Genomic DNA, 23,657 nt, shown 5'->3' with positions numbered 1-23,657 from the left:
AACCCGTGGGAGAAAGGCTGGGCGAATATGGAAACGAAGAGCGCAACAATAAGCACTCCATCCAATTTCATTAAGAACATTGTAAACGAAGATCTGAAATCAGGCAAAGTCAGTCAGGTTATTACCCGATTTCCCCCGGAGCCGAACGGTTACCTTCATATAGGACATGCGAAGTCGATCTGTCTTAATTTTGAACTTGCGGATGAATTCAAAGGGTTAACGAACCTTCGCTTCGATGATACGAATCCAGTTAAGGAAGATACGGAATATGTAGAATCCATTAAAGCCGATGTGGCATGGCTTGGTTTTCAGTGGGATGGCTTGTTCTTCGCTTCGGATTATTTCGAGGAAATGTACAACCGCGCACTAGTATTGATCCGCAAAGGTTTGGCGTATGTGGATAACCAAACAGCGGATGAAATTCGTGAGACCCGCGGGACGCTTACACAGCCGGGTACGAACAGTCCTTACCGCGAGCGCAGTATCGAAGAGAATCTCGATTTGTTCGAGCGTATGCGTGCCGGTGAATTCAAAGATGGAGAGCGTGTTCTTCGTGCCAAGATCGATATGTCTTCGCCGAACATCAACCTTCGCGATCCAATCATCTACCGTGTCGTGCATGCCCATCACCATAATACGGGAGATGCTTGGTGCATCTACCCAATGTACGCTTTCGCGCATCCTTTGGAAGATGCCATTGAAGGTGTAACGCATTCTATCTGTACGCTCGAGTTCGAAGATCAACGCCCGTTCTATGATTGGGTTGTTCGCGAGTGTGAAATGCCGAATGTGCCTAGACAATATGAATTTGCACGCCTCAACCTGACGAATACGGTGATGAGTAAAAGAAAGCTGAAACAACTTGTCGACGAGAAAGCCGTTGACGGTTGGGACGATCCGCGGATGCCCACCATCTCCGGTCTGCGCCGCAGAGGCTTTACGGCTGAATCCATTCGCAATTTCGCTCGCGAAATCGGTGTAGCTCGCAGCTATAGCGTCGTCGATGCGAAGATGCTGGATCATTTTATCCGTGAGGATCTGAAGTTGAAGGCGATGCGTACAATGGGTGTTCTTAATCCGCTCAAAGTCGTGATTACGAACTATCCTGAGGATCAAGTCGAAATGCTGGATATGGAGAACAACGCAGAGAATCCGGAGATGGGCAATCGCCAAATTCCGTTTTCCCGCGAGATCTACATCGAGCAAGACGATTTCATGGAAAATCCGCCGAACAAATATTTCCGGTTATTTCCCGGCAACGAAGTGCGGTTGAAAAACGCCTACTTCATCAAATGCAATGATTTCATCAAAGATGAGAACGGCAAAGTGGTTGAGCTGCACTGCACCTATGACGTGGAAACGAAAAGCGGCAGCGGCTTCACCGGTCGTAAAGTCAAAGGAACGATACACTGGGTGGATGCGAAGAGTGCTGTACCTGCGGAGTTCCGCCTGTATGAGCCGCTGATTCTCGATAACCAAGAGAACGAGGATGCTTCGTTCTTGGAGAACTTGAATCCGAACTCGCTGCAAATTGTGCAAGGTTTCGTGGAAGACAATATGAAGCAAGCACAGCCGCATGATAAGTTCCAATTTTTCCGCCACGGCTATTTCAACGTAGATCCGAAACATACAACAAGCGATAGACTGGTGTTTAACCTGATTGTCTCGCTGAAAAGCTCATTTGAAATATAAGATTGGGCTCGCTTGAGTTCTAATAAAGATTAGATAGGAAATCCTAGTGAAAACTAGGATTTTTTGTTGTGCAGGCAGCCTGTTGCGGTGGAAAGCGATTTTGAAAAAATAAATTTTTTGTTCACAAATATCCAGTAATATAAATGATATATATCTATTTTTTAAGGAGAGTGCCGCGTGACAACCGTATTGGTGGTAGATGATGATCTTAATATTTGCCGGATTACGAAGTTATATTTGGAGAAAAATGGATATATAGTCGTAACCGCAAATGACGGTGAGCAGGCGCTAACCCAGTTCGATGAGCTGCACCCAGACTTCATTGTACTCGACATTATGATGCCCAAACGCGATGGCTGGGAGGTCTGTCAGAAAATTCGTGCAAAGAGTGATGTTCCTATTCTCATGCTGACGGCAAGAGGTCACGTGGATGAGCGAATTGAAGGTTTGCAGATGGGCGCCGATGATTATCTGGTGAAGCCCTTTGACCCTAACGAACTGGTTGCTCGTGTGACCACGATTCTTCGCAGGACGCTGCTCCGTACAGAAGCTGCTGCGCCTGCTCATCTATATGAAGTGGGCAGCTTGCGAGTGGATAGCCTATCCCATGATGTGACTGTAGAAGGGCAGTTCGTTGCTTTGCCCAAGAAGGAGTATGAGCTGCTGCTTTTTTTCGTACGAAACCCGAATCAAGTTTTTACCCGGGAGGATCTGATCGCCAAGATATGGGGTTGGGATTTCGAGGGTGAAGACCGCGTCGTGGATTTATATATTAAACGTTTGAGACAAAAGCTTTCTGCTTTGACGGACAGGAAAGAGGACTGGAGCATCCGTACCGTTTGGGGCGTCGGGTATAAGTTTGAGGGGCCTGGAGTATGCTGAACTCCTTTTACCGTAAGCTATTATTTATTTATATTTCTATTACCGTTGTGTCCATTCTTGCCATTTCAGGAACCATTGGCTATTCGATGAAACAGAAAACCTATGAACGCAGCGAGAAGCTCCTACTAGAGAAGGTGGAGCAAGTTGGTGAACTGGCTAAGGATTTGTTCGATAACTCGACACAGCTGAAGGATTTCCGTAAGCAGATTAGCGCCATGGAGAAAACGTCGAACGTTCGCGTTGCCGTTATTAAGCATCCCAAAGCAAATCTGGATAAGATTCAGTCGGTGGGCGAGGCTCCAGCACGTAAAGAATGGGTGGATAAAGTACTGTCTGGTAATCAAGTGACGGTGCAAAGCAATTTTGCTCAAAATAGTACGGTGAAAATGCTCATTGTCGGGCGACCTGTCATGCAGGAGAATCGGGTCATTGGCGGGATTTTCTTATATACTCCAATAGTAAATATTCAAGGCACTATCAATGGCATTAATCGAGCGATATTCCTATCTGCCTTAACGGTTGCTTTACTTGCGATTGCTGTCCTGTACTTCGTTTCCAGACATTTTATGAAGCCGATTCAGCTCATGAGTAAAACCGCAGAGGCTTTGGCCTTGGGGGATTTCAGCGGAAGGGTACCTGTTAGAGGGAAGGACGAAATCGCTTCGCTGTCAGGATCTCTGAATCGCATGGCCGGTAAATTGCAGAAAGTAGAAGAGGGACGAAAGCGATTTCTATCCGAAATTTCCCACGAACTGCGAACGCCGTTGACGACAATTCGTGCTTCCCTTCAAGGGATAACGGATGGCGTTGTTGAGCCTGAAGATGCGAAAGAATTCATCCAAGTTTCTCTTCAGGAAACCCTTCGATTAAGCCATTTGGTTGATGATTTGATGGAGCTGTCGTCTTTTGAGGAGAAGCAGGTCAAATTAAACCTCCAGAATGTCGATGTACCTGAATTAATAGGGCTGGTGGTTACCCAACTTAAGATGAAAGCCAAAGCAAAGCAGATCGAGCTGAGCTCGGAGTCGGAGGGGCCTTACTTGGTTTATGCGGATGCAGACCGGTTGAGGCAGGTGTTTATCAATTTGCTGGACAATGCCATTAACCATATTCCTGAGGGGTCTTCGGCGGGTATTCGAGTAAAAGTAGTCAAGAACGAACGCTGGATAGAAGTGTGGGATAACGGCCGAGGTATCGCGCCAGAGAAGCTGCCTCATCTATTCGACCGTTTCTATAAAACGGACGAAAGCCGCAACCGTTCCGGTGCTGGCCTCGGTTTGACAATCAGCAAACACATCGTAGAAGCTCATGGCGGTTCGATTCGAGTGGAATCTCAACCTCAAATGGGTACGGTATTTAAAATATTTTTGCAGTCGCCTATGCTTCGCCGCATGACAAACTTATGACATAACTATTCGGTAAGATAGGGTTCGTAAGGTAAACATAACCATAAACGAATCGAGGAGCGATACTTATGTTGAAAAAATTAACAGGCCTTGCGTTGGTTGGTGCAATTGTATTAACAGTTCCGATTGCAGCTTTTGCCGAGAATGCACAGGGCACTGCTCCAGCGCCAACAAGCAAATCCACTAAACCAGTTAAGCAGCTGCTTCAGGATAAAGCGCAAATATTCGGTGTATCAACAGATGGTAAAACGAATGAGCAGATCAAAGCGGAGCTAAAAGCTTTAAGTGCGGCCAAACACACGGAGCAATTGAATAAAGCGGCAGCGAAGCTGGGTATTAGCACAGACGGCAAAACAGTGGAACAGCTCAAAGCTGATATTCAAGCTGCTGTTCAAGTGAAGCTGAAAGAGAAAGCGATTAAGCTCGGTGTTAGCGCCGATGGGAAAACGAATAAAGAGCTGAGAGCAGCGCTTAAAGCAGCCGTTTTACCGAAACTGCAGGAAAAAGCGTCTAAGCTCGGTGTTACCACAGATGGAAAAACAAATAAAGAGATTAGAACTGAGCTGCAAGCGGCAGCTTTGACGAAACTACAAGAAAAAGCAACAAAAGCGGGTGTTGCAACGGAAGGCAAGACAGCCAAGGAAATACGCGCTGCTTTAAAGGCGAGTAAAGAAGGCAAAAAGGCAGAAGCAGTGAATAAAAAAGCTGCTAAATTAGGTATTTCTACGGAAGGTAAGACATCTGAGCAGGTATTTGCTGAGATAGAAAGCACGTTGAAAGCGAAATGGGAGAAGCGGGCGCAGAAGTAGTGTAAAAAATAGGCACAGAAATAGGGTAAGGATAGGAACAAACCTCGAGGGTGGCCTCGGGGTTTGTTTTTTTTGAGCGCATAGATAAATGAATTCTCACTTGGTGAGTGATTTTGCTTTCAATGTGTCAGCCTTTTTTGGCTTAAATGGGCTAAAGTTGTACAATGTACAACAATCTCGCGGGTTTCTTGTCACCAAGCAGTAGTTGTTGTATATCGTGCAACAATTTCATTTCATTTCATCAAATATGAGCTACTTTTGGGAGAATATGTTGTATTTTCTACAACAATAGCCGTGATAACGCAGAATAGCCATCCGATTGTTGTACAAAGTACAACATCTCTATGATCGAATATTGATAGTGCTATCATCCCAAAAGGACGGTGTAATCCGCATATCCTAGATGTCACTACGAGGTTCGGAAGCACATAGCTGGCCAGTTATATTCGTGCCTTGAAGTAGGGTCCGAGGACGGGAAGGCTAATTTGAATTTTGTATGTTCCCCATAAAAATAGGAAACCTCGAGGGCAGCCTCGGTTTCCTATTTTTGATTAATAAAGAGAATATCTCGCGAATCTGCATCAGGTGCGATGAAATCAAACAATCGCTCCGCTTCCTCAGCTACCTCTGCGTGATCAACCTGGGATAATGGCTGGAATAAGTTGATGGTTAAAATAGCCGATTTGCGTTTCTGTGTGATGGACCAAATACCGCGAACAAAACCATCGATAATCAGCGTGGCCCGGATGATGCCATTGTCCGTGAACACCAGATGCTTATCTTCATCACGCATGATGCGGGTGCGATCATCGTAGGACAGGAGCATATTATCGAACTCCGATAGGAAACGTGGCGGAGCTGGGGTTGCAGGGTCCGGCCGAGGAGCATCCGGCAGGTCGAACAGCTCGTTTCCTTGCTCGTCGAGGAAGGAGAGCAGGCTTGGGCGCAGCCGCTCGATCACCTCGCGAAGCCGAGTAAGCCCGGACCAGACCTGCATATCCTTGACGGAAGCAGGCCCGAAGACGGCCAGGTAGCGCAGCAGCATGGCTTCGGGGTCTTGCCCTTGTGCCAGCGGGCGGCCAAGCCAAGCCTCCGCTGTGGTGTGGGCGGCCTGCCCGCTGGCGCCCCAGATGCCGCGGGGCGGCACCTGGACAAGCGGTAGGCTGCAGCGCACCGCTTGAGCGAGAGCCGTGGCATCGCTCTGCGGCCACTGGGCTTGGAGGCGCTTGCCGAGCTCACTGAAGGTGAGCGGCTGCGCCTCAAGGAGCGCTCGCCCGGTAGCGGCGAGCGCGGCTAGATCTAGTTCGGCAAGCTTCTTGCCGAACGTGCCCTTTAAAGCGCGGTCCTGCACGGACTGCAGGACGGGGCGCAGCGTCAGGCAGTCTTCGGCCGTGACGAGGTGGATCGTCGAGCGCATGAGGGCGATGCGCACGATGCTTCTGTCCATGATGAGCTGAGACAGCTCTTCATGACGAAAGTTCCGCAGTCTAGCCCACAACGCCACGTAAGGTGGGTTGGGAGCTTGCGCCTGCAGGCCAATGAGGTGCCGGACAGCCTGGTGGCTGGGCATGTCCGAGCGCTCGAGGAGCAATTGCCGAGCTAATAGTGCTCGATTTAACGCACGCTGACTGAGGATTTGGCTGGCACAGCCCGTCATGGCAGGTTTTGAAATGTCCTTTTTAGCGCAGCCCTCGTCTGAAGAATTGATTAACGACATGTGTACATGCCTCCTATGATTTGAACGATCATTTGCTATATAAATTTCATTATATAACATGTTACTGACAACGTAATGTCAGGGAGGAATGCATGTTTTAGAAAAGCGACACCTGCTTTTTAATCGCGGATTGTTATACGACATCAATCAAACATATCTATTTGTTTCGGGGGAAGTTCTGGCTCTTCCAATCCTAAAAGATTCGTAAGTTGAAATGCATTAGAAGCAGCATCCCCTCCTGAATTGTTGTTGAAAATCACACAAACTTCATCTGTTTCCTTCTCTAATCTTAAGAGATTCTCTTTCCACTCCATTAATTCATCGTTACTGTAGCGGTAGAGATAACGCACTTCTCGCCAATTTGTTGTCCCGCTTGATGTCCAACCTGATGTATTTCTACCATGGAAACGAACAATTGTTAAATTTTTATTTGTTGGTTTTAAAATTGTTGGGATCGACCCTGGAAAAACTTGAGGCTCATCACAAATACTATGAATCCAGCCTTCTTTAAGCATATATGATAATGTTTTTTCTTTCATTTCCGGACTAAACCAACTCTGATGACGAAATTCGAGAGCTACAGGAATATCTCCCATTCTTTCCTTAGTAAATCGCAATAACTTTACATTATCACGATTGCACTCAAACCACGGAGGATATTGGAAAAGAACTGCCTTTAATTTACAGATTTCTATAACAGGTTTTATTGATTCAATAAAATTCTGGAACATAACGTCTGTTTCTGCATCAGAATAATTCTGCCGCGTATGCCCTGTCATACCTTGATATGCTTTTATTAGAAATGAGAAATTATTTGAAGTGTCTGAAGCCCACTTGCGATACAAACTATCTTTGTGAATGGCGTAATAAGAACTATCTACTTCAACAACTGAAAAATATTTGTTATATTCTTTTAGCTTGTCTTGAGATCTAATTCCATTATTATATAACTCATCATGATCTCCCCATCCAGCAAGCCCAATTGATATCATTTTCCCACCACTTTTAACAAGTTAGAAACTTAAACTATACTTTACAGGTAATTTTATAATATTCCAATTACAAAAGGGTAATAGTAAGAAACAGGAGTACATTCTTGGTGAAAGAAGGCAAAGAAAATGCTGCGAATGCTTGGGAAGCTGTTTTTGAAGTTACTTTTAAATGGAGTTTTTATAATCCCGCTATTGATGTATTTAACGCAAGCCACATTTATAGAGGCGCTCTTTGCCACGTATACGTTTTCTCTTATGTCTTATGCTGCAATTGATCAACTGCTATTAAGAGTCACCAACAATGGGGTTGCTACCTTAGCTGATGTAGGACTGGCCTTTGTTTTCTTTTGGTTGGTCGAGAAATTCTTCTTCCATTGGTCCATAAACTTTACGAATGTGGCGATAGTTGCTTTGGTTTTTGGCATTATTGAGTTCTTTATGCATAGTTATTTTCAGAAGGACAGGGGCAGACTTGATCGACATAGTTTTAGTGATACCTAACTTAAAGTAATGCCTAGGTCCTGTAAAATATAAAACAGAAGGAAAACTCAGATTCTGAGCATTCCTTCTTTTTTTTTACATTTGTTTCAAGACTTACTATTAGCTTTGCAATTCGATATTCCCAAAACAGCATTCAGTGGACAATAACGGGTCGTTCCCGTAACAATAGGTGCTACTCCAATTAAGCCCCACCATTTTTTATAATATGCCCCAGCGAGAACAATAGCGGATCCAATTGTAATTCTTATAACTTGCTCCGTTTTCCCAACGTTACACTGCATGATCAAACCTCCAAAGTATTGTTATTGCTGTTACATTTACAGCACACATTGAATATGTTGCCCTTTCTAAGTCAGACAATGACTCGATTGAGATTGTAATTTCAGGGGTTGACGTAAATGAAAATCTTTATTATAGTATCCATATACCCATACGGGTATGGGTAATAAAAAGATTGTAAAGGTGGTGTAAAAAGGAATTCTCTAAACTAAATAGGTATGAGGTAGGAGCATTTTTTTTGCGAATTTATATACCCCTATAGGTATAATTGGAGCTTTAACATGTTTAATGAAAAAAGGAAAGGCAGTGCCTTATGGATTTAACATGGATTATAACTATTTTCACTATTGGATTTTTGGGCTCGTTTATTTCGGGAATGGTGGGAATCGGCGGTTCCATTATTAACTATCCGATGTTGTTATTTATACCAGTGGCACTAGGATTTACTGCTTTTACCGCACAGGAAGTATCTGCAATTAGTGCCATACAGGTGTTCTTTGCAAGTTTAATGGGAATGCTTGTGTTTCGAAAAGAGGGACTTGTAAATAAAGCCTTAGTGCTTTACATGGGGTCTTCAATTATCATTGGCAGCTTTATGGGGAGCTTTGTATCCAACACATTATCAAATTCAATCATTAATCTCGTTTATGCCATTTTGGCGCTGATTGCTGCGATTATGATGTTTTTACCTAAACGAGGAACAGATGTCCAAGATGTAAGTGAAGTTACATTTAATAAACCTCTAGCTGTTATTTTAGCTTTAATAATAGGGATGGTTTCAGGGATCGTAGGCGCGGCTGGTGCCTTTATAACGGTGCCGGGGATGCTAGTCGTTCTTAAGATCCCAACAAGGATTGCTATCGCAACATCCCTTGCCATTACTTTTATCTCCTCCATTGGCTCTACGACAGGAAAGCTATTAGGGGGACATATGCTTTTGATTCCATCCATTGTGCTTGTGATTGCAAGTACGATTGCATCACCGATTGGAGCTAGGCTGAGTAAAAAAATCAACACGAAAATTCTTCAATGGATTTTGGCTGTATTGATAACGGCAACTGTCATTAAAATTTGGTTTTCTATTTTTCTTTAGAATAATCTGACCTTTTACCTTTGGAGGGAACTATACATGAATGAAAAACAGATACATGGAATGAATGCCGCTAAGTTAGCTAAAAAGGTGTTGAACCATACACCCATGTTTATTTTAGATGTTCGTAATGAAAGTGACTTCAATGACTGGAAAATCGAAGGCGAGAAAGTCACTATTCTCAACGTACCTTATTTTGAACTTCTAGATGGCGTAGATGGGATTCTTGATCAAATCCCGGATGACCAAGATGTTGTGGTTGTTTGCGCGAAGGAGGGCTCTTCCAGGTTTGTAGCTGAACAGCTGCTCGAAAACGGAAAACAAAACATTTCCTATTTGATTGGCGGTATGAAATCTTGGAGTGAGCATCTCGAGCCCGTGAAAATTGCTAATTTGAAAGACGGGGGCTCCCTGTATCAATTTATACGGTTAGGCAAAGGTTGTCTGTCTTACATGTTGATTTCTAACGGTGAAGCTGCCGTAATTGATGCGGTTCGGACTACCGCGGTGTTTGAGGACTTTGCCAATGAAAATCATGCAGTCATCAAACATACCATGGATACGCACCTTCATGCCGATCATATCTCAGGCGGCCGGCAATTAGCTGAGAAAACGGGAGGATCTTACTGGCTTCCGCCAAAAGATGCGACAGAGGTTGTGTTCCATTATGAAAAGCTTGAAGAAAGCAGCCATCTTGTCGTTGGCCAAACAGAAATCAACATCCAGCCGATTTATTCTCCGGGTCATACGATTGGAAGCACATCACTTATTATTGATAATCAATATTTGCTTTCCGGGGATATTTTATTCGTGAATTCGATTGGCCGCCCTGACTTGGCTGGGAAAGCAGAAGATTGGGTCGCTGATCTCAGAACAACATTGTATGAGCGATATAAGCAGCTGTCTGACGATCTAATCGTGCTTCCTGCCCACTTTGGTACAATTGCGGAATTAGGTGTTAGAGGACAAGTAGCTGCACGTCTTGGCGATTTGTTTAAAGAAAATCCTGGTTTAAACATACACGACGAATCTGAATTCAGACGCACCGTTTCTGAGAATCTGCCGCCACAACCGAATGCCTATCAGGAAATACGCCAAACGAACATGGGGAAAATAAGTCCGACAACGGAGGAACAGCGAGAAATGGAGATTGGACCAAATCGTTGTGCCGTTCATGATGAGAAAACAAAATGAATATATGGAGGAATCCAAGTGCCTAATAAAACTTATAGAGAGCTATTGCCACATGAAGTTCTGGAGTGTATCAGACAGAAAGAGAATGTAACTATCCTTGATGTTCGGGAGCACGACGAATGGGAATCCGGACATATATCCGGCGCCAAACATATTCCTCTAGGCCAGATCGCTAGAGCGCTTAATGAATTAGAGCCAAAACAGGAAACGATCATTGTTTGTCGCAGCGGTAATCGAAGTGGAATGGCTTGCGATTATTTATCTTCTATGGGCTATCACGTTGTAAATATGTCTGGTGGTATGTCCCAGTGGTCTGGAGAAATGGCATACGGGAAATAATCAATTCAAAAATAAATGATATGGAGGTCTAACTTATGAATGCATTGCACGTAGATCGCACGCTGGAGTGTGAAGGACTTGCTTGTCCGCTTCCGGTGGTTCGTACCAAAAAGGCGATAGATGACATGAATCCTGGCGAAGTATTAGAAATTCGTGCGACTGATAAAGGCTCCATGGCAGACCTAAAGGGCTGGGCAAGTCGCACAGGACACCAATACGTAGGGTTAAAAGAGGAAAACGGTGTATATCGGCATTTCATTCGCAAGGCTGAAGCATCTGGAACAAAAGCGGAGATGAAATTTCCTCATACCGCAACGAATGATGAGATACAAGCTAGAGTAGATGCAGGAGAGAAACTCAATATACTTGATGTAAGAGAGCCGGCAGAATATGCTTTCGGACGTATTCCCGGGGCTATATCATTCCCTTTAGGGGAACTCGAAGTGAAGATCACGCAGCTTGATCCGAACAATGAATATTACGTTGTATGTCGTACCGGGAACCGTAGTGATATGGCATGCCAAATGCTAGCGGAACGAGGGTTTAAAAGTATTAAGAATGTAGCACCCGGTATGTTGCAGTGGGTTCATGACGTAGAAAAGGACTAACAGAATTTTCAAATATAAGGAGGAGTCTAGCATGGTAAATTTGATTGTTGACGCTAAAGGATTGGCATGTCCACTGCCGATTGTTAAAGCAAAAAAGGGGATCGACTCTTTGGAATCGGGACAGATCATGGAATTGCAAACAACGGACAAAGGGTCGATGAAGGATTTCCAGGCCTGGGTCAATCAAACGAAACACGAGCTCATCGATGCAAAAGAAGAAGATGGGATTTTCACATTTACTGTAAAAAAGGGATCATAACCCATCTGATTGATAGGGAGTTATCTTAAAATTTGGTGTCTAATTTTTTTTGAACTTTTAGATACCCATACGTGTACAAGTATAATAAGAGGAGTGTGGCAGCATGGAAGACAGCATAGAGAAAACAACAATTGTCCTTTTTAGCGGAGAGCTAGATAAAGCTATTGCCGCATTTATTATCGCAAATGGAGCTGCCGCCTATGATCACGAAGTCACGATTTTCTTTACGTTTTGGGGTCTGAACGTGCTTCGTAAAGATCAAAAAATTACGGTGAAGAAGGGATTCCTAGAGAAAATGTTTGGGAAAATGATGCCTCGCGGAGCTGAGAAACTTGGAATTTCCAAAATGAATTTCGGTGGCATGGGTCCAAAAATGATTAAGCATGTAATGAAAAAGCATAATGCGTTGTCGCTGCCGCAATTAATTGAGTTAGCTCAAGAACAAGGCGTTAAACTGGTTGCTTGTACAATGACAATGGACTTGCTCGGTTTGCAGCAGGAAGAATTGCTCGACGGCATTCAATATGCGGGTGTTGCGGCATACTTGGGTGATGCTGCTGATGCTAAAGTAAATTTGTTTATTTAAGCCTTTTCTTCGCCTTCCTTCATATTGTTTTCGTGAGTCATATCAGCAATAATATACCTATACAGGTATCAATGAAAGGAAGGTAGAATATGAAATACGATGATGATGTGAAAAAGAGATTGAGGCGTGCTGAAGGACAAATCCGGGGTATTTTAAAGATGATGGAGGAAGAACAGGATTGCAAGGATGTTGTTAGCCAAATTTCAGCAGTCAGGAGCGCCGCGGATAAAGCGATTGCCTACATTGTTGCGGTCAATTTAGAGAAGTGTATCCTTGAGGAGCAGGAAGCTGGGAGAGATTCGAGCAAAATGGTCAAGCAGGCTGTTGAATTGTTAATGAAAAGCCGCTAAGAGGATCAGGAAAGAGGTAGGGTATGGATTATACATCCATTTTTAATATAATGGCGGTAGCGTTTTTAGTCTGGTTTATTTATTCCAGGTTTGCAAGCTTAAAAGGTCTGAAAAATCTATCACCGGATCAATTTCAGGATGAATTGAAGGAAAACCGTAATTATGTTCTGATTGATGTACGTGAACCCGGCGAAGTAAAGCAAGGCTACATCCCAGGTGCGATCAATATACCTTTATCCCAAATGAAACAAAGAGTTGCCGAAATTCAAAAAAATGATCGTGTATATCTATATTGTCGCAGTGGAATGAGGAGCAAACAAGCAGCAAGAATTCTAAAAAAGAATGGTTTTAACGAATTATCTCATTTGCAGGGCGGAATTATCTCCTGGAATGGGAAGTTAACCAACTAAACGAACAATCATTAGCCTTCGCGGGTTAATGATTTTTTGTTTTTAATAACAAGAGATGTGATTAATTTTGAACGGAATGGCGGCGGGCGAATATTCTAATGTGTAGATTACGCCATAAAGGAGAAGTGTTAAAACATGTATTACACCTTACAAGCACCCACTTACGTCGCGTATCAAGGTTACCGAGAGCATTTCGCACGTAGTGAAGATATGGTTCTGAATTTAATTCTGCAATCCATTGCTGGAGAAAGAAATGATGAACTCTTCTATCAAGAGTTGATAAGGCTTGCCCCTACGGAGAAAGAAAAGGAAGTTATTACAGGCATTAGAGATGACGAGAGAAAACATAGACAAATGTTTCGAAATATTTATACGCAACTTACGGGTACACAACCTGCTGGAATAGAGGCTACGGAACCGATTGAACATGTTACCGATTACTTAAGTGGTATTGAGAACGCATTGTTTGGTGAATTGAAGGCTTTTGAAAAGTATCGCACACTTTATTTGAATATTCGACCCATATACCGCGATATGATCTTTGAAATCATGACGGATGAGATTAAGCATGCTAGTTACTATAACTGGCTATACGCGAAAAATAATAAAATTGACACTCTTAAGAGGTAGTGGCCTACGATGCCTCTCATTACAATATAAAAAATACCCCAGGAGCTTTAACAATGGCGTACTGGGGTATTTTTATATTATAAGAGAAACTCGACGAGACTTATTTTGGCGACAATTTCATATCCGTTGCCTTGGCCTTTCGGCCTAATTGGGGTCGAAAGCCAGTCTTATCGGCGGATAAACATGATATTCATAATGCTATGAAAGAACAATTACATGAAGGAATGAAGCATGAAACTAGCAATCAAAAAGGTTGGTTTATTTGCGTGTTTACAGATTTTCGGGCTATAGTAAGGGTTATAAGTAATTGGGGCTGAGTATAAGCAAAAGAGGAGAGTTAGACAATGGTTGGTGCCATCATCTTAGGTATTATTGCCCTTTTGATCATAGTGGGTCTGACATTCTGGGTAACGAAGAAAGCGTACTCCCGTAAATGGGATGAAGAGGATAACGATTGAGGATAGAGACACTGACTACGAAATGGAATGCCAAAGCGCCAGCCTTCAAATGAAGGTTGGTCTTTTTTTATTAAGAGGGGCATTAGCCTGTAGAGATATTGACATTTGCTAGTAAAGGAATTAGGATATTATAGATAATGATAATCATTCTCATAATATTGAAGGAGAGATAACTATTTATGCATACCCATTTTTCTGTTGCAAATCGTACATATGGAGTTAAGCTGCTTGTTCTTGTTACGATGATCATGCTGATCCTAGCTGGCTGCGGACAACAAACAGACACTTCGAAGTCGGATGCTGCAGCTACCGCGAGCACGAAGAAAGAAAGTCAACCTGCTCAATCCGAAGAATATACCGTTAAGCATGCCATGGGTGAAACAAAGATAAAAGGCACTCCCAAAAAGGTTGTCGTGTTAACGAATGAAGGTACGGAAGCCGTTCTCTCGATGGGGATTAAGCCTATTGGTGCGGTAAAGTCTTTTACATTAGGGGATTGGTATGATCATATCAAAGCGGATATGGAAGGCGTGAAAATAGTTGGGGATGAAAACCAACCGAATTTAGAAATGATCGCGTCCCTAAAGCCTGATTTAATCATCGGAAATAAGGTGCGTCAGGAAAAAGTATATGAGCAGCTGTCTGCTATTGCTCCTACCGTATTTTCGGAGAGATTATCAGGGGATTGGCAGATCAACTTCAAGCTGTATGCAGAAGCTTTGAACAAAAAGGCTGAGGGTGATAAAATCATTGCAGATTTCGAGAAACGTATCACAGATTTCAAAGCTAAAGCAGGCGATCAGTTAAAGACGAAGGTATCGATTGTGCGTTTTATGCCGGGTAAAGTTCGTATCTATATGAAAGATACATTCTCCGGTGTTATTCTCAATAAACTGGGCTTCCAGCGTCCTACTTCGCAGAATCAAGATAAATTCGCAGATGATCTGACGAAAGAACGTATTCCGGATATGAATGGGGACATTCTATTCTACTTCACATGGGATAACGAAAAGGGAGAAGCGAACAAAATCGAGCAAGAATGGACGAATGATCCACTTTGGAAAAACCTCGATGTCGTGAAACAAGGCAAAGTGCATAAAGTAAGTGATGCGGTTTGGAATACGGCAGGCGGAATTAAAGCTGCTAATTTATTGCTGGATGACTTGGAGAAGTATTTTCTGAAAAAATAATTCACTTAAAACAGAATTACTTATAGTAGGAAGTGAGAGAGTGGACAAAGTTGTCCGCTCTTTTTTTACCACATAAGAAAGTATAAGTTTTCGGTACCCGAAAACCGCTTTCTTATTGGCGATAAAACATACATCTAAACGCGGTCGCTCATCCTTAGAATGGCCTCGATAGAGGTTTTCTCATAAATGAGTCTAGCGGTTCAGTTGTCAGGTATACGCTTTCTTGCTATGATTGAAGCAGTACATATAAAGGTGGCTGGCCGATGAACCGAATGGAGGCCGAATTTAGTAACCTAGTGAAGGCTTACCGCAAAAAGCATATGGGCAAGGGGCCGGAGCGCGTGATGACGACCTTTTGTAAGTGCTGGGCGATATGCGAAATGGCAGGAAACCTTTCTCCCGTGGAAAAGTTTATGGCGAAAACCGGCGATGGCAGACAAATGCTCCGCACGGCTCGCACGGAAATGGTGAAAGAGATTTATAAGGACCACCCCCCTGTCGAAATGGAGGAGCTGCTTGGCGCGAAATTCGTAAAGCTGTTCGTCGATATCGATATTGAGCTGGATGAGGGGATGTCGGTGTTCGTTTTTGATCAGGATTTGGAAAAGAAGTTTTGTAAATAGAGATGTGGGAAACCCGACAACTCGACTACTTGGTAGACTAGTAACCAGGCAACGCGACAACCCTAATTACTTGGTAAACTAGTAACCAGGCAACCCCGCAACACGACTTCCTGACTTCCGAGACTTGAGATGATGTAAAAAGTGCATCTAATTTCGGTTATATAGCGGTGAAATCGGAAAAAGCTGCAAATTGTGCAGTAAAATCAGCTGCTTTTGACGTTTTTGCATGTATCGGGCTAGATTAGCTGTAGGAAATGCATCAAATTCATTGAATATAGGAATTTATGCCCGTTTTGCTGCACTTTATGCAGGATTCGATTCAGGTGAAAGTCATTAAGTAAGAGGGATTCTGTAAATAATTACTCAAATAGCAACATATACATAGGTAAAGGTGCTTGGCACTTGGTAGCGAACCTGCTGGAGACTAACCACTGTGAGACATGACTTGAGGCTTCCTCTGATGAGAGGAGGTCTGGGGATTGTTTTGCGGTGGTTTTTTGCTTGCTTGGGGTGTTGTTAGGGCAGCTATTGGGTGTACGGAGGAGGGGGAAGGGATAGCGATAGGATGCTGTGCGAGATGGAAGTGACCCCGGAATCTGAGCTAATGGGATAGTGGCTAGAGTAGGGTGTGAGCAAGTGTTATTGAGAGTTGTTCGTAGGTATGAAGGTGCGAAAATTCATAGAGTAAGAGTAAGAGTAAGAGTAAGTGTAAGTGTAATTGCAAGAGCAAGAGCAAAAGAGTGGAAGATAAAAAATAGAACCAAAGGAGCGTTTTTAAGATGGGGAAAACGAAGCATACGGGGCCAATCAAGCTGCCTTCTAAACCAGATCCGAAGCTTTGGGTCAGCAAAGTGCCATTCGGACTTGGGAAAATAAAGCCGCAGCATATTCGCGAAACGGCAAAAATCGCCTGGCAGAATCGCGATAATCTGCCCTATGCGTATCGCATTCTGACGCAAGGCGTGTGCGATGGCTGCGCGCTAGGCGTGTCAGGGCTCTACGACCAAACGCTGGCAGGGCCGCATCTCTGTACAACGCGGCTGAATGTGCTGCGTTTGAACACGATGCCGGCGATTCGGGAGGAGCTGCTGCATGCAGACATTGACGAGCTGAGCCGCATGAGCAGCACCGAGCTCAGACAGCTCGGGCGTATCCCTTATCCGCTCATCCGCCGCCATGGGGAGCGGAAATTCAGCCGAGCCACTTGGGATGAGGCGCTGGACACGATTGCAGGAAAGATGCGTACGATCGATCCGAAGCAGATGGCTTTTTACTTGACGGCTCGGGGAATTACGAACGAGTCGTACTATGTGGCAGCGAAGGTGGCAAGGTTGCTCGGTACGAACAACATCGACAACGCCTCGCGCATCTGCCACTCCCCGTCGAAGACGGCACTGAAGCGCTCCGTTGGCGTGGGCGCTTCGACGTGCAATTACAAGGACTGGATCGGCACGGACGTCCTTGTGTTCTGGGGCAGCGTGGCCGCGAATAATCAGCCGGTCTCGACGAAGTATATGTACGCGGCCAAGCGCAAAGGGACGAAGATCATTGTCATTAACCCGTACTACGAGCCGTCGATGGAGCAGTACTGGATTCCTTCGATTCCCGAATCGGCGTTATTCGGGACGAAGCTGGCCGACGATGTGTACCAAGTGAACATCGGCGGGGATATCGGCTTCATGAACGGCGTTATGAAGGTATGGTTCGAGATGGAGGAGCGCGAACTGGGCTCCGCGATTGACCATGCGTTCGTACAGGCGCACACGAACGGGCTAGAACAGCTGCGCGCCCACGTGGCGCAGCAGGACTGGACGGCGCTGGAACAGTCGTCCGGCCTCACTCGCGAACGCATGCGCGAGTTCGCGGAGCTGCTGGCCCGTGCCAAGAGCGCGGTTTTCGTGTGGAGCATGGGGCTCACACAGCACCGCTTCAGCACGGACAACATCTCGCAGGTGGCGAATCTCGCCCTCCTGCGGGGCTTCCTCGGCCGCGAGCACTGTGGGCTGATGCCCATCCGCGGCCACAGCGGCGTGCAGGGATCCGGCGAAATGGGCGCCGATCCCTTCAGCCTGCCGGGCGGCGACATCGCCAGCGCCGCCGATCGCGCAAGAATCGAGCAGCTCTGGGGGTTCGAGCTGCCGAAATGGCAGGGTGACATTGTCGGTGTCACCCTCGAGAACGCGCTCCTGCCCGAGGAGCAGGAGCGGAAGCTCCGGATGTTCTACACATCCGGCGGCAACTTCCTCGAGACGATGCCGGACCCGGCATTCGTCCGCGAAGCCCTCACAAGCATCGATGTCCGTGTCCACCAGGACATCATCCTGAACACCTCCACGCTGCTTGACGCGCGGAAGGCTGTGGTGGTGCTGCCCGCGATGACGCGTTACGAGCAGCCCGGAGGGGGCACGTCCACCTCGACGGAGCGGATGGTGTACTTCTCACCCGAGATCGCCGGCCCCCGCATCGGTGAAGCCCGCGCGGAATGGGCGATCTACGTGGATCTCGCCCGCCGCGTGAAACCGGATGCCGCCGAGCAGCTGGGCTGCGGCAGCGCAGAAGCTATCCGCGAGGAAATTGCTCTAGCCGCACCTAGCTACAACGGCATCCAACATCTGCGTGAGCGCGGTGATGTGTTTCAATACGGCGGCGCGTGGCTGTGCGAGGACGGCGTCTGTCCGACGCCGGATGGCCGCGGCGCGCTGCTGCCGATCGAGCTTCCGGAGCTGCGGAAGCCGGAAGGGCATTTCGCGGTGACGACGCGCCGCGGCAAGCAGTTCAATTCGATGATCTACAGCGACATCGATCCATTCAATGAAGCAGATCGCTACGATGTGCTTATTCATAACGACGACGCTAGCGCTCTCTCTTTGAATGAAGGAGAGGCGATCGTCATCTACAACAGCTACGGCAGTATGCACGGAAGGGTTAAGCGTGCCGAGGTAAAACCAGGCAACATCGAGGTGCATTGGCCCGAAGGTAACTCCTTGATTCCCAAAGGTGTGTATGAGCAGTATGCAGGCATCCCGGAGTATAACACGGCAGTCATTGTAGAGAAGGCAGAAACCTACCACGCTCACAAGGATACACGCTACGTTGAGCGGCGTATTCAAGAGCTTGAGACAGAAGTGGAGTGAAGACGATGGACGACGAACAGGATAACTCTCACGCACCTAATGCGGACTCAGCATCTCAAGCTCACCCCCCAATTCAATCAACGACATCATGGGGGATATACCGATATAACGGAACGGAGGTACTCTCTCAAGAGGATACCATCGCGACAGAGGCGCCGCTCACCATCAAAATTGATGGCGAGGAATTCGCGACACTCGTCTACACACCGACCGATACCATCGATCTAGTCACGGGGTTTCTAGCTTCCGAAGGCTTGATTCGATTCGTGGATCAGATCGAGTCGCTAACGCTGGAAGAGGAGCGGGGCTTCGTTCATGTCAAGCTGCGCCATCTCCATCAGTTAAGCCAGAAGATGGTGTCCAAGCGCTTCATCGGTTCCTGCTGCGGGAAAAGCCGCCAGTTCTATTTTCACAACGACGCTCGTACCGCCAAAACCGTTAGCACGAAGCTCCAACTATCGATTCAGCAGTGCTTTCATCTTATGAATCAGTTGCAGGAGCAATCAGCTGATTTTCAGGCCACGGGAGGTTTGCATAATGCAGCGCTTTGCACGGCTAACGAACTGCTCCTCAGCAGGGCGGACATCGGCAGGCATAACGCACTAGATAAAATTTATGGACACCTATTAAGGCAGCGAATTCCTGTTCGCGATAAGGTCATAGCCTTCAGCGGAAGAGTCTCTTCCGAGGTCGCTCTCAAAGCCGCCAAGATCGGCGTCGGTATCCTGTTGTCGAAATCTGCTCCGACAGATCTGGCGCTTCGCTTGGCTCAGGATCTAGGTATTACGGTTGTTGGCTTCATCCGAAGGGATCAATTATCGGTGTACACGCACCCCGAACGTATAACGGAATGTCGATAAAGCCCCTTTTTTGTGGAAAAATTTGTATTGTTTCTCTATCTTAATTATGCTAGATTCTAGCTATTGCCATCTTTTGTAAAGAGAGGAACACAACTATGGGGAATTGGAATACTTTTACGAAAAAAGGGATCGTAGCGCTGATTGCAGCCTTCTTACTTGTCTCCTTGCAGGGCCCTCTACCATCTTATGCAACTGAAGTGAATGCGGAGGTTCCAAAGGTTATTGAGAAGACATCACCTTCGGTTGTAGCCATTATTGGGAAGCCATCATCTGATTCGGATAGAACCTTAGACAAGAATCGCTTTAATCTCGCGCACGGAACGGGTGTCATCGTAGAGTCAAATGGTGTTATCGTGACGAATGCCCACGTAGTCAAAGATATGAAAAATATCGTCGTCGTTACGTCTAACGGTACAACCTATAATGGACACGCAACGAATATCGACGAGGAGAGCGATTTAGCCTTGGTCAAAATTGATGCAACCGGCTTATCGCCTGCGAAATTCGCCTCTTCCTCCGATATTAAAGTGGGGGAAACTGTGGCGGCAATTGGGACTCCGATTTCTTTTGCCCTTAGAAACTCTGTCACGGTTGGGATTGTCAGCGGGCTTGATCGCTCCGTGAACTCACAATATCAGCTTATTCAAACGGATGCGGCGATTAACCCTGGTAACAGCGGGGGCGCTTTGATCAATATGAATGGCGAAGTCATTGGTATTAATACGATGAAATATGCGGATATCGGCGTCGAAAATCTCGGATTCGCGATTCCTGTGGATACCGTCAAATATGTATTAAAGCATTTTCAGCTTTACGGCAAAGTTAAACGCCCTTATCTCGGTTTGGAGCTGGAAGAAAGCTGGGAAGCGGTTGTTGGTTTACCAAGTTCTACGGGTTTAAGAGTTGCTTACGTAGATCCGGATTCACCAGCGGCTGGGGCTGGCATTCAGCAAGATGATCTATTCGTATCGATCGGTGCAAGTAAAGTGAAGACGCTGGTGGATTACAATGAGGCTATTAAGAAGTATTTGCCGGGTGAAGCAATTGAAATAACGATTCAATCAGGTAATTCAACCAAATCGAAGTCGGTTACACTCGGAGAAGCGCAGCAGCAGGAAATGAAACGTACGCAGGACGCTGAGGGTTCTTACTTGGATGCGGATCGCGGCAAAACGAAAATCGGCGATAGCCACTATGGATGGTCCATGAAATACCCCGCGGGCTTAGTGAAAGGTCATCAGTCCGATGATGGCGACTCCATCAGTTTCGTGGATGCGAAGGGGGATTTCTCCCTAACGATTAAAGTAGAAAGCAATCAAAGCGACGAGCTGTCACCTTCAGCACTTCTGAACAGATTGGCTAGTGATGATGAGGACGATTATTCCGGCGCGGCTTCGACTATTTTGGAGCGTCAGTATGTGAAGCGAGAAGGTAATCCCTATGCCAAAATTGTCGGTCGTTCAGGGGATGAAGGCTATATCCAGACCCGTGGATACCTTCACCAAGGCAGCTTATATACGGTGCAACTATTTGTATCGAAAGAGCATTACAATAACAATTTTAAGCAAAATAGCTACAATGATCTGCTGGATAGCTTCAAGCTTTCCTTTAATGATAAGGATGAGTCGCTTAAAGACATTTCAGTCTACTCTGGCGGCAATACTACCTACACGAATGAGTATGGCTTATCCTTTGATTTGCCCTCCAATTGGCAGCAAGGGGGTTATACGGGCGGCTCCTCCTTCTTTAATGATGACTATTCCCAAATGCTTCAAGTCGGCGTAACCTCAGCCTCTTCCGGTGACACACTGGGAGCGTGGGTGGATCGTCAGCGTAAGCAGTTTGAAGATTCTTATGCCCCCAAATACCGCAGTATGGAAGAACCCGAGGAGCTAACCTTAGCCGGTGTGCCTGCTCTGAAATTAACCTACGCGAGTACGTTAGGGAGTAAGTGGAGTGCGGGCTATTCCCTCTTTTTTATCAAGGATAAGTATAAATATGTGGTGGATGTGAGTTATCCGCAAGAGGAAGCGGGGGCAACGCTTGAGGATCTCCTGAAAACCTTAACTGCTACCATCAAAGTGGACAAAGACAGCATGGATCAAGAGCTTGGCTTCATTCAGGATCTGGATGAACTCATGGATCCGAATCGTACAGTTACTTACAAAAATGAGAAATTCAAATACGCGCTGCAAATTCCAGAGATCTGGACCAGCAGCAATTCATACGATAACAAAGATCAAGTGAATAAGACGTTCCTCTTCACAGGCGGGTACTTGAGCGTTGGTGCAGAAACGAAAACGACTTACGAAGAGATGGTTAAAGAGGAAGATGCCGCTCAGAAGAAAAGTCACGATAACGATAATGACTATACGTTTACCGATGCGGAAATCTCGCTATTCGGTGATGTAAAAGCCAAAAAGTATGAGATCAGCTATGCAAGTGCCAAGATTCCTTACAAAGAAACGACCTACATTTTCAATCAAAATAATATTTCTTACACGGCAACGCTCCGTATTGATGATGCTGTACGCACCGAAGCCAATCAGGCTCGGCTCAATAAGGCTTTTGAGTCGTTCAAATTTTTGGACGGTGTGAAAAAATAGAGCTGCGCTAATCGAGAAACCTCTCATCGGTCCAGGCTGAAGGGAGGTTTCTTGTTTTAACCTTTGATGACTTCTCTAAAGGGGATACTAACACATGAATATCAAGCTCGCTCGGACACTCATCTGGCTGCTTTTCATAGGCTACACGAGCTGTTTGCTGTATTGGATGTTTCTAGGCTTCGGACGGCATATGCACACTACAGGTCAACTTGCTTACAATGTTGTCCCTTTTCGAACAATCCGTATGTATGTGCTGCATGTCGATTCGTTTTCTACCCGGACTTGGATCATCAATTTGTTTGGCAATATTGGGGTCTTCCTTCCTTATGGTTTTTTACTGCCTTATTTATTTCGTTCCGCAATACGTTATGGTACGTTCCTCCTGTACTTCGGATGCCCTCTTATAGGCTTGGAATTGCTACAAATGCTGCTGCGGGTGGGCAGCTTCGATGTCGATGATGTGATATTGAATGTACTTGGTGCCAGTGTATCTTTTGTCTTTTTCGCGGCATTTAAACGAGGTATAGAAGGAGGGAAATCAAATAGAAGGTATAAAATGTGACCAAATGCCTCACCATAGCGGGTGTAACGAATTAACCCCAGAGGAGGAATTTAATAGCCATGACACAGCCAGATTCAAGTTTACAATCACAAAATCCGATATCCTCAGCGCAAAACTCGGTAGATAATGTCCATGCAGCCGTTTCTCGTGCGATGTCTCATCCAACGCCTCAGACAACGCAAGAAGCTCAAAATTCAATCACTCATGCGGAAAGAGCGCTAGAGCAGGCGACGGATCAATCCGATTCGCCAGCGGTGCAGCAAGCCGTCCAATCGCTGAACGATGAAAAGGCAAGGCTCCAGAGTAACCAATAATATAAAGAGGTTCCTCCATTTTACCAAAGAACGGTTTCTTTTTGTTTTAGAAAAATGAGAGGCTGCCCCTCAGTCATTTTTTATGACTTTTGGGATAGCCTCTTTTTACATTTTGCGGTTTGGGGCTGACACCAAAATGATAAATCCATAAGAGGTGCAGCTTTTT

The 23,657-nt window shown here is 45.6% G+C and carries 24 protein-coding genes; 21 read left to right on the top strand and 3 right to left on the bottom strand.

Annotated elements, in window-relative coordinates:
• Nucleotides 1-27: 27 nt before the first annotated feature.
• The 4 genes from AC58UU_RS30785 (at nucleotide 28) to AC58UU_RS30770 (ending at nucleotide 4,789) form a co-directional block, all read left to right on the top strand.
• Entirely contained in the window at nucleotides 28-1,692 is a 1,665-nt protein-coding gene (locus tag AC58UU_RS30785) for a glutamine--tRNA ligase/YqeY domain fusion protein (protein ID WP_497321243.1), read from the top strand.
• A 177-nt stretch (nucleotides 1,693-1,869) separates the two neighbouring features.
• On the top strand, nucleotides 1,870-2,574 hold the full coding sequence (locus AC58UU_RS30780; protein ID WP_497321241.1) for a response regulator transcription factor: 705 nt from the start codon (nucleotides 1,870-1,872) through the stop codon (nucleotides 2,572-2,574).
• The gene (locus tag AC58UU_RS30775; RefSeq protein WP_497321239.1) at nucleotides 2,568-3,980 is read left to right on the top strand and encodes a sensor histidine kinase; all 1,413 of its coding nucleotides are present in this window, start codon (nucleotides 2,568-2,570) and stop codon (nucleotides 3,978-3,980) included. The genes AC58UU_RS30780 and AC58UU_RS30775 overlap by 7 nt, the downstream gene beginning before the upstream one ends.
• Before the next feature lie 68 nt (nucleotides 3,981-4,048).
• On the top strand, nucleotides 4,049-4,789 hold the full coding sequence (locus AC58UU_RS30770) for a hypothetical protein (RefSeq protein WP_497321238.1): 741 nt from the start codon (nucleotides 4,049-4,051) through the stop codon (nucleotides 4,787-4,789).
• 541 nt (nucleotides 4,790-5,330) lie between these two features.
• Here AC58UU_RS30770 and AC58UU_RS30765 read toward each other — a convergent pair.
• Both AC58UU_RS30765 and AC58UU_RS30760 read right to left on the bottom strand, forming a co-directional pair.
• The gene (locus AC58UU_RS30765) at nucleotides 5,331-6,506 is read right to left on the bottom strand and encodes a winged helix DNA-binding domain-containing protein (RefSeq protein ID WP_497321236.1); all 1,176 of its coding nucleotides are present in this window, start codon (nucleotides 6,504-6,506) and stop codon (nucleotides 5,331-5,333) included.
• A 143-nt stretch (nucleotides 6,507-6,649) separates the two neighbouring features.
• Nucleotides 6,650-7,498 carry a DUF72 domain-containing protein gene (locus tag AC58UU_RS30760; RefSeq protein WP_497321234.1) on the bottom strand — a complete coding sequence of 283 codons (849 nt, stop codon included), beginning with the start codon at nucleotides 7,496-7,498 and terminating at the stop codon, nucleotides 6,650-6,652.
• A 126-nt stretch (nucleotides 7,499-7,624) separates the two neighbouring features.
• Between AC58UU_RS30760 and AC58UU_RS30755 the strand changes: the two genes are divergently transcribed.
• Entirely contained in the window at nucleotides 7,625-7,999 is a 375-nt protein-coding gene (locus AC58UU_RS30755) for a DUF2512 family protein (protein ID WP_497321233.1), read from the top strand.
• 86 nt (nucleotides 8,000-8,085) lie between these two features.
• Here AC58UU_RS30755 and AC58UU_RS30750 read toward each other — a convergent pair whose 3' ends face one another.
• Nucleotides 8,086-8,280 (bottom strand): YgaP family membrane protein, encoded by a 195-nt coding sequence (locus AC58UU_RS30750; protein WP_497321232.1) that lies wholly within the window; start codon nucleotides 8,278-8,280, stop codon nucleotides 8,086-8,088.
• A 311-nt stretch (nucleotides 8,281-8,591) separates the two neighbouring features.
• Between AC58UU_RS30750 and AC58UU_RS30745 the strand changes: the two genes are divergently transcribed.
• The 16 genes from AC58UU_RS30745 to AC58UU_RS30670 all read left to right on the top strand — a co-directional run bounded on the left by AC58UU_RS30745 (nucleotide 8,592) and on the right by AC58UU_RS30670 (nucleotide 23,491).
• Nucleotides 8,592-9,371 (top strand): sulfite exporter TauE/SafE family protein, encoded by a 780-nt coding sequence (locus AC58UU_RS30745; RefSeq protein ID WP_497321231.1) that lies wholly within the window; start codon nucleotides 8,592-8,594, stop codon nucleotides 9,369-9,371.
• A 36-nt stretch (nucleotides 9,372-9,407) separates the two neighbouring features.
• Nucleotides 9,408-10,562, top strand: a complete 1,155-nt coding sequence (locus AC58UU_RS30740; protein WP_497321229.1) for an MBL fold metallo-hydrolase — start codon at nucleotides 9,408-9,410, stop codon at nucleotides 10,560-10,562.
• Between the two features lie 18 nt (nucleotides 10,563-10,580).
• Complete coding sequence (locus AC58UU_RS30735; RefSeq protein WP_497321228.1) at nucleotides 10,581-10,901, top strand: rhodanese-like domain-containing protein; 321 nt, start codon at nucleotides 10,581-10,583, stop codon at nucleotides 10,899-10,901.
• 35 nt (nucleotides 10,902-10,936) lie between these two features.
• Nucleotides 10,937-11,509 (top strand): sulfurtransferase TusA family protein, encoded by a 573-nt coding sequence (locus tag AC58UU_RS30730; RefSeq protein ID WP_497321226.1) that lies wholly within the window; start codon nucleotides 10,937-10,939, stop codon nucleotides 11,507-11,509.
• A gap of 31 nt (nucleotides 11,510-11,540) precedes the next feature.
• Nucleotides 11,541-11,768, top strand: a complete 228-nt coding sequence (locus AC58UU_RS30725; RefSeq protein WP_497321225.1) for a sulfurtransferase TusA family protein — start codon at nucleotides 11,541-11,543, stop codon at nucleotides 11,766-11,768.
• Nucleotides 11,769-11,871: 103 nt separating this feature from the next.
• On the top strand, nucleotides 11,872-12,354 hold the full coding sequence (locus AC58UU_RS30720) for a DsrE/DsrF/DrsH-like family protein (protein WP_497321224.1): 483 nt from the start codon (nucleotides 11,872-11,874) through the stop codon (nucleotides 12,352-12,354).
• A gap of 89 nt (nucleotides 12,355-12,443) precedes the next feature.
• A complete protein-coding gene (locus AC58UU_RS30715) occupies nucleotides 12,444-12,704 on the top strand; it encodes a metal-sensitive transcriptional regulator (RefSeq protein WP_497321223.1) in 261 nt (86 codons plus the stop codon).
• 23 nt (nucleotides 12,705-12,727) lie between these two features.
• On the top strand, nucleotides 12,728-13,114 hold the full coding sequence (locus AC58UU_RS30710; protein WP_497321221.1) for a rhodanese-like domain-containing protein: 387 nt from the start codon (nucleotides 12,728-12,730) through the stop codon (nucleotides 13,112-13,114).
• A 135-nt stretch (nucleotides 13,115-13,249) separates the two neighbouring features.
• The gene (locus tag AC58UU_RS30705) at nucleotides 13,250-13,744 is read left to right on the top strand and encodes a ferritin-like domain-containing protein (RefSeq protein WP_497321220.1); all 495 of its coding nucleotides are present in this window, start codon (nucleotides 13,250-13,252) and stop codon (nucleotides 13,742-13,744) included.
• A gap of 637 nt (nucleotides 13,745-14,381) precedes the next feature.
• A complete protein-coding gene (locus AC58UU_RS30700) occupies nucleotides 14,382-15,392 on the top strand; it encodes an ABC transporter substrate-binding protein (RefSeq protein WP_497321218.1) in 1,011 nt (336 codons plus the stop codon).
• A 263-nt stretch (nucleotides 15,393-15,655) separates the two neighbouring features.
• Complete coding sequence (locus tag AC58UU_RS30695; protein WP_497321216.1) at nucleotides 15,656-16,015, top strand: Na-translocating system protein MpsC family protein; 360 nt, start codon at nucleotides 15,656-15,658, stop codon at nucleotides 16,013-16,015.
• 779 nt (nucleotides 16,016-16,794) lie between these two features.
• Nucleotides 16,795-19,149, top strand: a complete 2,355-nt coding sequence (locus AC58UU_RS30690; RefSeq protein WP_497321214.1) for an FdhF/YdeP family oxidoreductase — start codon at nucleotides 16,795-16,797, stop codon at nucleotides 19,147-19,149.
• A gap of 5 nt (nucleotides 19,150-19,154) precedes the next feature.
• On the top strand, nucleotides 19,155-20,009 hold the full coding sequence (gene fdhD, locus AC58UU_RS30685) for a formate dehydrogenase accessory sulfurtransferase FdhD (RefSeq protein WP_497321212.1): 855 nt from the start codon (nucleotides 19,155-19,157) through the stop codon (nucleotides 20,007-20,009).
• Between the two features lie 95 nt (nucleotides 20,010-20,104).
• Nucleotides 20,105-22,615 carry a trypsin-like peptidase domain-containing protein gene (locus tag AC58UU_RS30680; RefSeq protein WP_497321210.1) on the top strand — a complete coding sequence of 837 codons (2,511 nt, stop codon included), beginning with the start codon at nucleotides 20,105-20,107 and terminating at the stop codon, nucleotides 22,613-22,615.
• A gap of 94 nt (nucleotides 22,616-22,709) precedes the next feature.
• On the top strand, nucleotides 22,710-23,177 hold the full coding sequence (locus tag AC58UU_RS30675; RefSeq protein WP_497321208.1) for a VanZ family protein: 468 nt from the start codon (nucleotides 22,710-22,712) through the stop codon (nucleotides 23,175-23,177).
• A gap of 59 nt (nucleotides 23,178-23,236) precedes the next feature.
• Entirely contained in the window at nucleotides 23,237-23,491 is a 255-nt protein-coding gene (locus AC58UU_RS30670) for a hypothetical protein (RefSeq protein ID WP_497321206.1), read from the top strand.
• Nucleotides 23,492-23,657: the final 166 nt, after the last annotated feature.

It is taken from the genome of Paenibacillus sp. JT22N1 (assembly GCF_059692155.1).
The sequence above is the reverse complement of the archived record's forward strand: the minus strand, read 5'-3'. Positions and strand labels throughout refer to the sequence as shown.

Excerpts from the sequence above, each read along its gene's own strand:
- AC58UU_RS30785 (WP_497321243.1), top strand. The coding sequence starts at position 28 with ATGGAAACGAAGAGCGCAACAATAAGCACTCCATCCAATTTCATTAAG.
- AC58UU_RS30775 (WP_497321239.1), top strand. The coding sequence starts at position 2,568 with ATGCTGAACTCCTTTTACCGTAAGCTATTATTTATTTATATTTCTATT.
- AC58UU_RS30770 (WP_497321238.1), top strand. The coding sequence starts at position 4,049 with ATGTTGAAAAAATTAACAGGCCTTGCGTTGGTTGGTGCAATTGTATTA.
- AC58UU_RS30765 (WP_497321236.1), bottom strand. The coding sequence starts at position 6,506 with ATGTCGTTAATCAATTCTTCAGACGAGGGCTGCGCTAAAAAGGACATT.
- AC58UU_RS30760 (WP_497321234.1), bottom strand. The coding sequence starts at position 7,498 with ATGATATCAATTGGGCTTGCTGGATGGGGAGATCATGATGAGTTATAT.
- AC58UU_RS30755 (WP_497321233.1), top strand. The coding sequence starts at position 7,625 with ATGCTGCGAATGCTTGGGAAGCTGTTTTTGAAGTTACTTTTAAATGGA.
- AC58UU_RS30750 (WP_497321232.1), bottom strand. The coding sequence starts at position 8,280 with ATGCAGTGTAACGTTGGGAAAACGGAGCAAGTTATAAGAATTACAATT.
- AC58UU_RS30745 (WP_497321231.1), top strand. The coding sequence starts at position 8,592 with ATGGATTTAACATGGATTATAACTATTTTCACTATTGGATTTTTGGGC.
- AC58UU_RS30740 (WP_497321229.1), top strand. The coding sequence starts at position 9,408 with ATGAATGAAAAACAGATACATGGAATGAATGCCGCTAAGTTAGCTAAA.
- AC58UU_RS30730 (WP_497321226.1), top strand. The coding sequence starts at position 10,937 with ATGAATGCATTGCACGTAGATCGCACGCTGGAGTGTGAAGGACTTGCT.
- AC58UU_RS30725 (WP_497321225.1), top strand. The coding sequence starts at position 11,541 with ATGGTAAATTTGATTGTTGACGCTAAAGGATTGGCATGTCCACTGCCG.
- AC58UU_RS30720 (WP_497321224.1), top strand. The coding sequence starts at position 11,872 with ATGGAAGACAGCATAGAGAAAACAACAATTGTCCTTTTTAGCGGAGAG.
- AC58UU_RS30715 (WP_497321223.1), top strand. The coding sequence starts at position 12,444 with ATGAAATACGATGATGATGTGAAAAAGAGATTGAGGCGTGCTGAAGGA.
- AC58UU_RS30710 (WP_497321221.1), top strand. The coding sequence starts at position 12,728 with ATGGATTATACATCCATTTTTAATATAATGGCGGTAGCGTTTTTAGTC.
- AC58UU_RS30705 (WP_497321220.1), top strand. The coding sequence starts at position 13,250 with ATGTATTACACCTTACAAGCACCCACTTACGTCGCGTATCAAGGTTAC.
- AC58UU_RS30700 (WP_497321218.1), top strand. The coding sequence starts at position 14,382 with ATGCATACCCATTTTTCTGTTGCAAATCGTACATATGGAGTTAAGCTG.
- AC58UU_RS30695 (WP_497321216.1), top strand. The coding sequence starts at position 15,656 with ATGAACCGAATGGAGGCCGAATTTAGTAACCTAGTGAAGGCTTACCGC.
- AC58UU_RS30690 (WP_497321214.1), top strand. The coding sequence starts at position 16,795 with ATGGGGAAAACGAAGCATACGGGGCCAATCAAGCTGCCTTCTAAACCA.
- fdhD (WP_497321212.1), top strand. The coding sequence starts at position 19,155 with ATGGACGACGAACAGGATAACTCTCACGCACCTAATGCGGACTCAGCA.
- AC58UU_RS30680 (WP_497321210.1), top strand. The coding sequence starts at position 20,105 with ATGGGGAATTGGAATACTTTTACGAAAAAAGGGATCGTAGCGCTGATT.
- AC58UU_RS30675 (WP_497321208.1), top strand. The coding sequence starts at position 22,710 with ATGAATATCAAGCTCGCTCGGACACTCATCTGGCTGCTTTTCATAGGC.
- AC58UU_RS30670 (WP_497321206.1), top strand. The coding sequence starts at position 23,237 with ATGACACAGCCAGATTCAAGTTTACAATCACAAAATCCGATATCCTCA.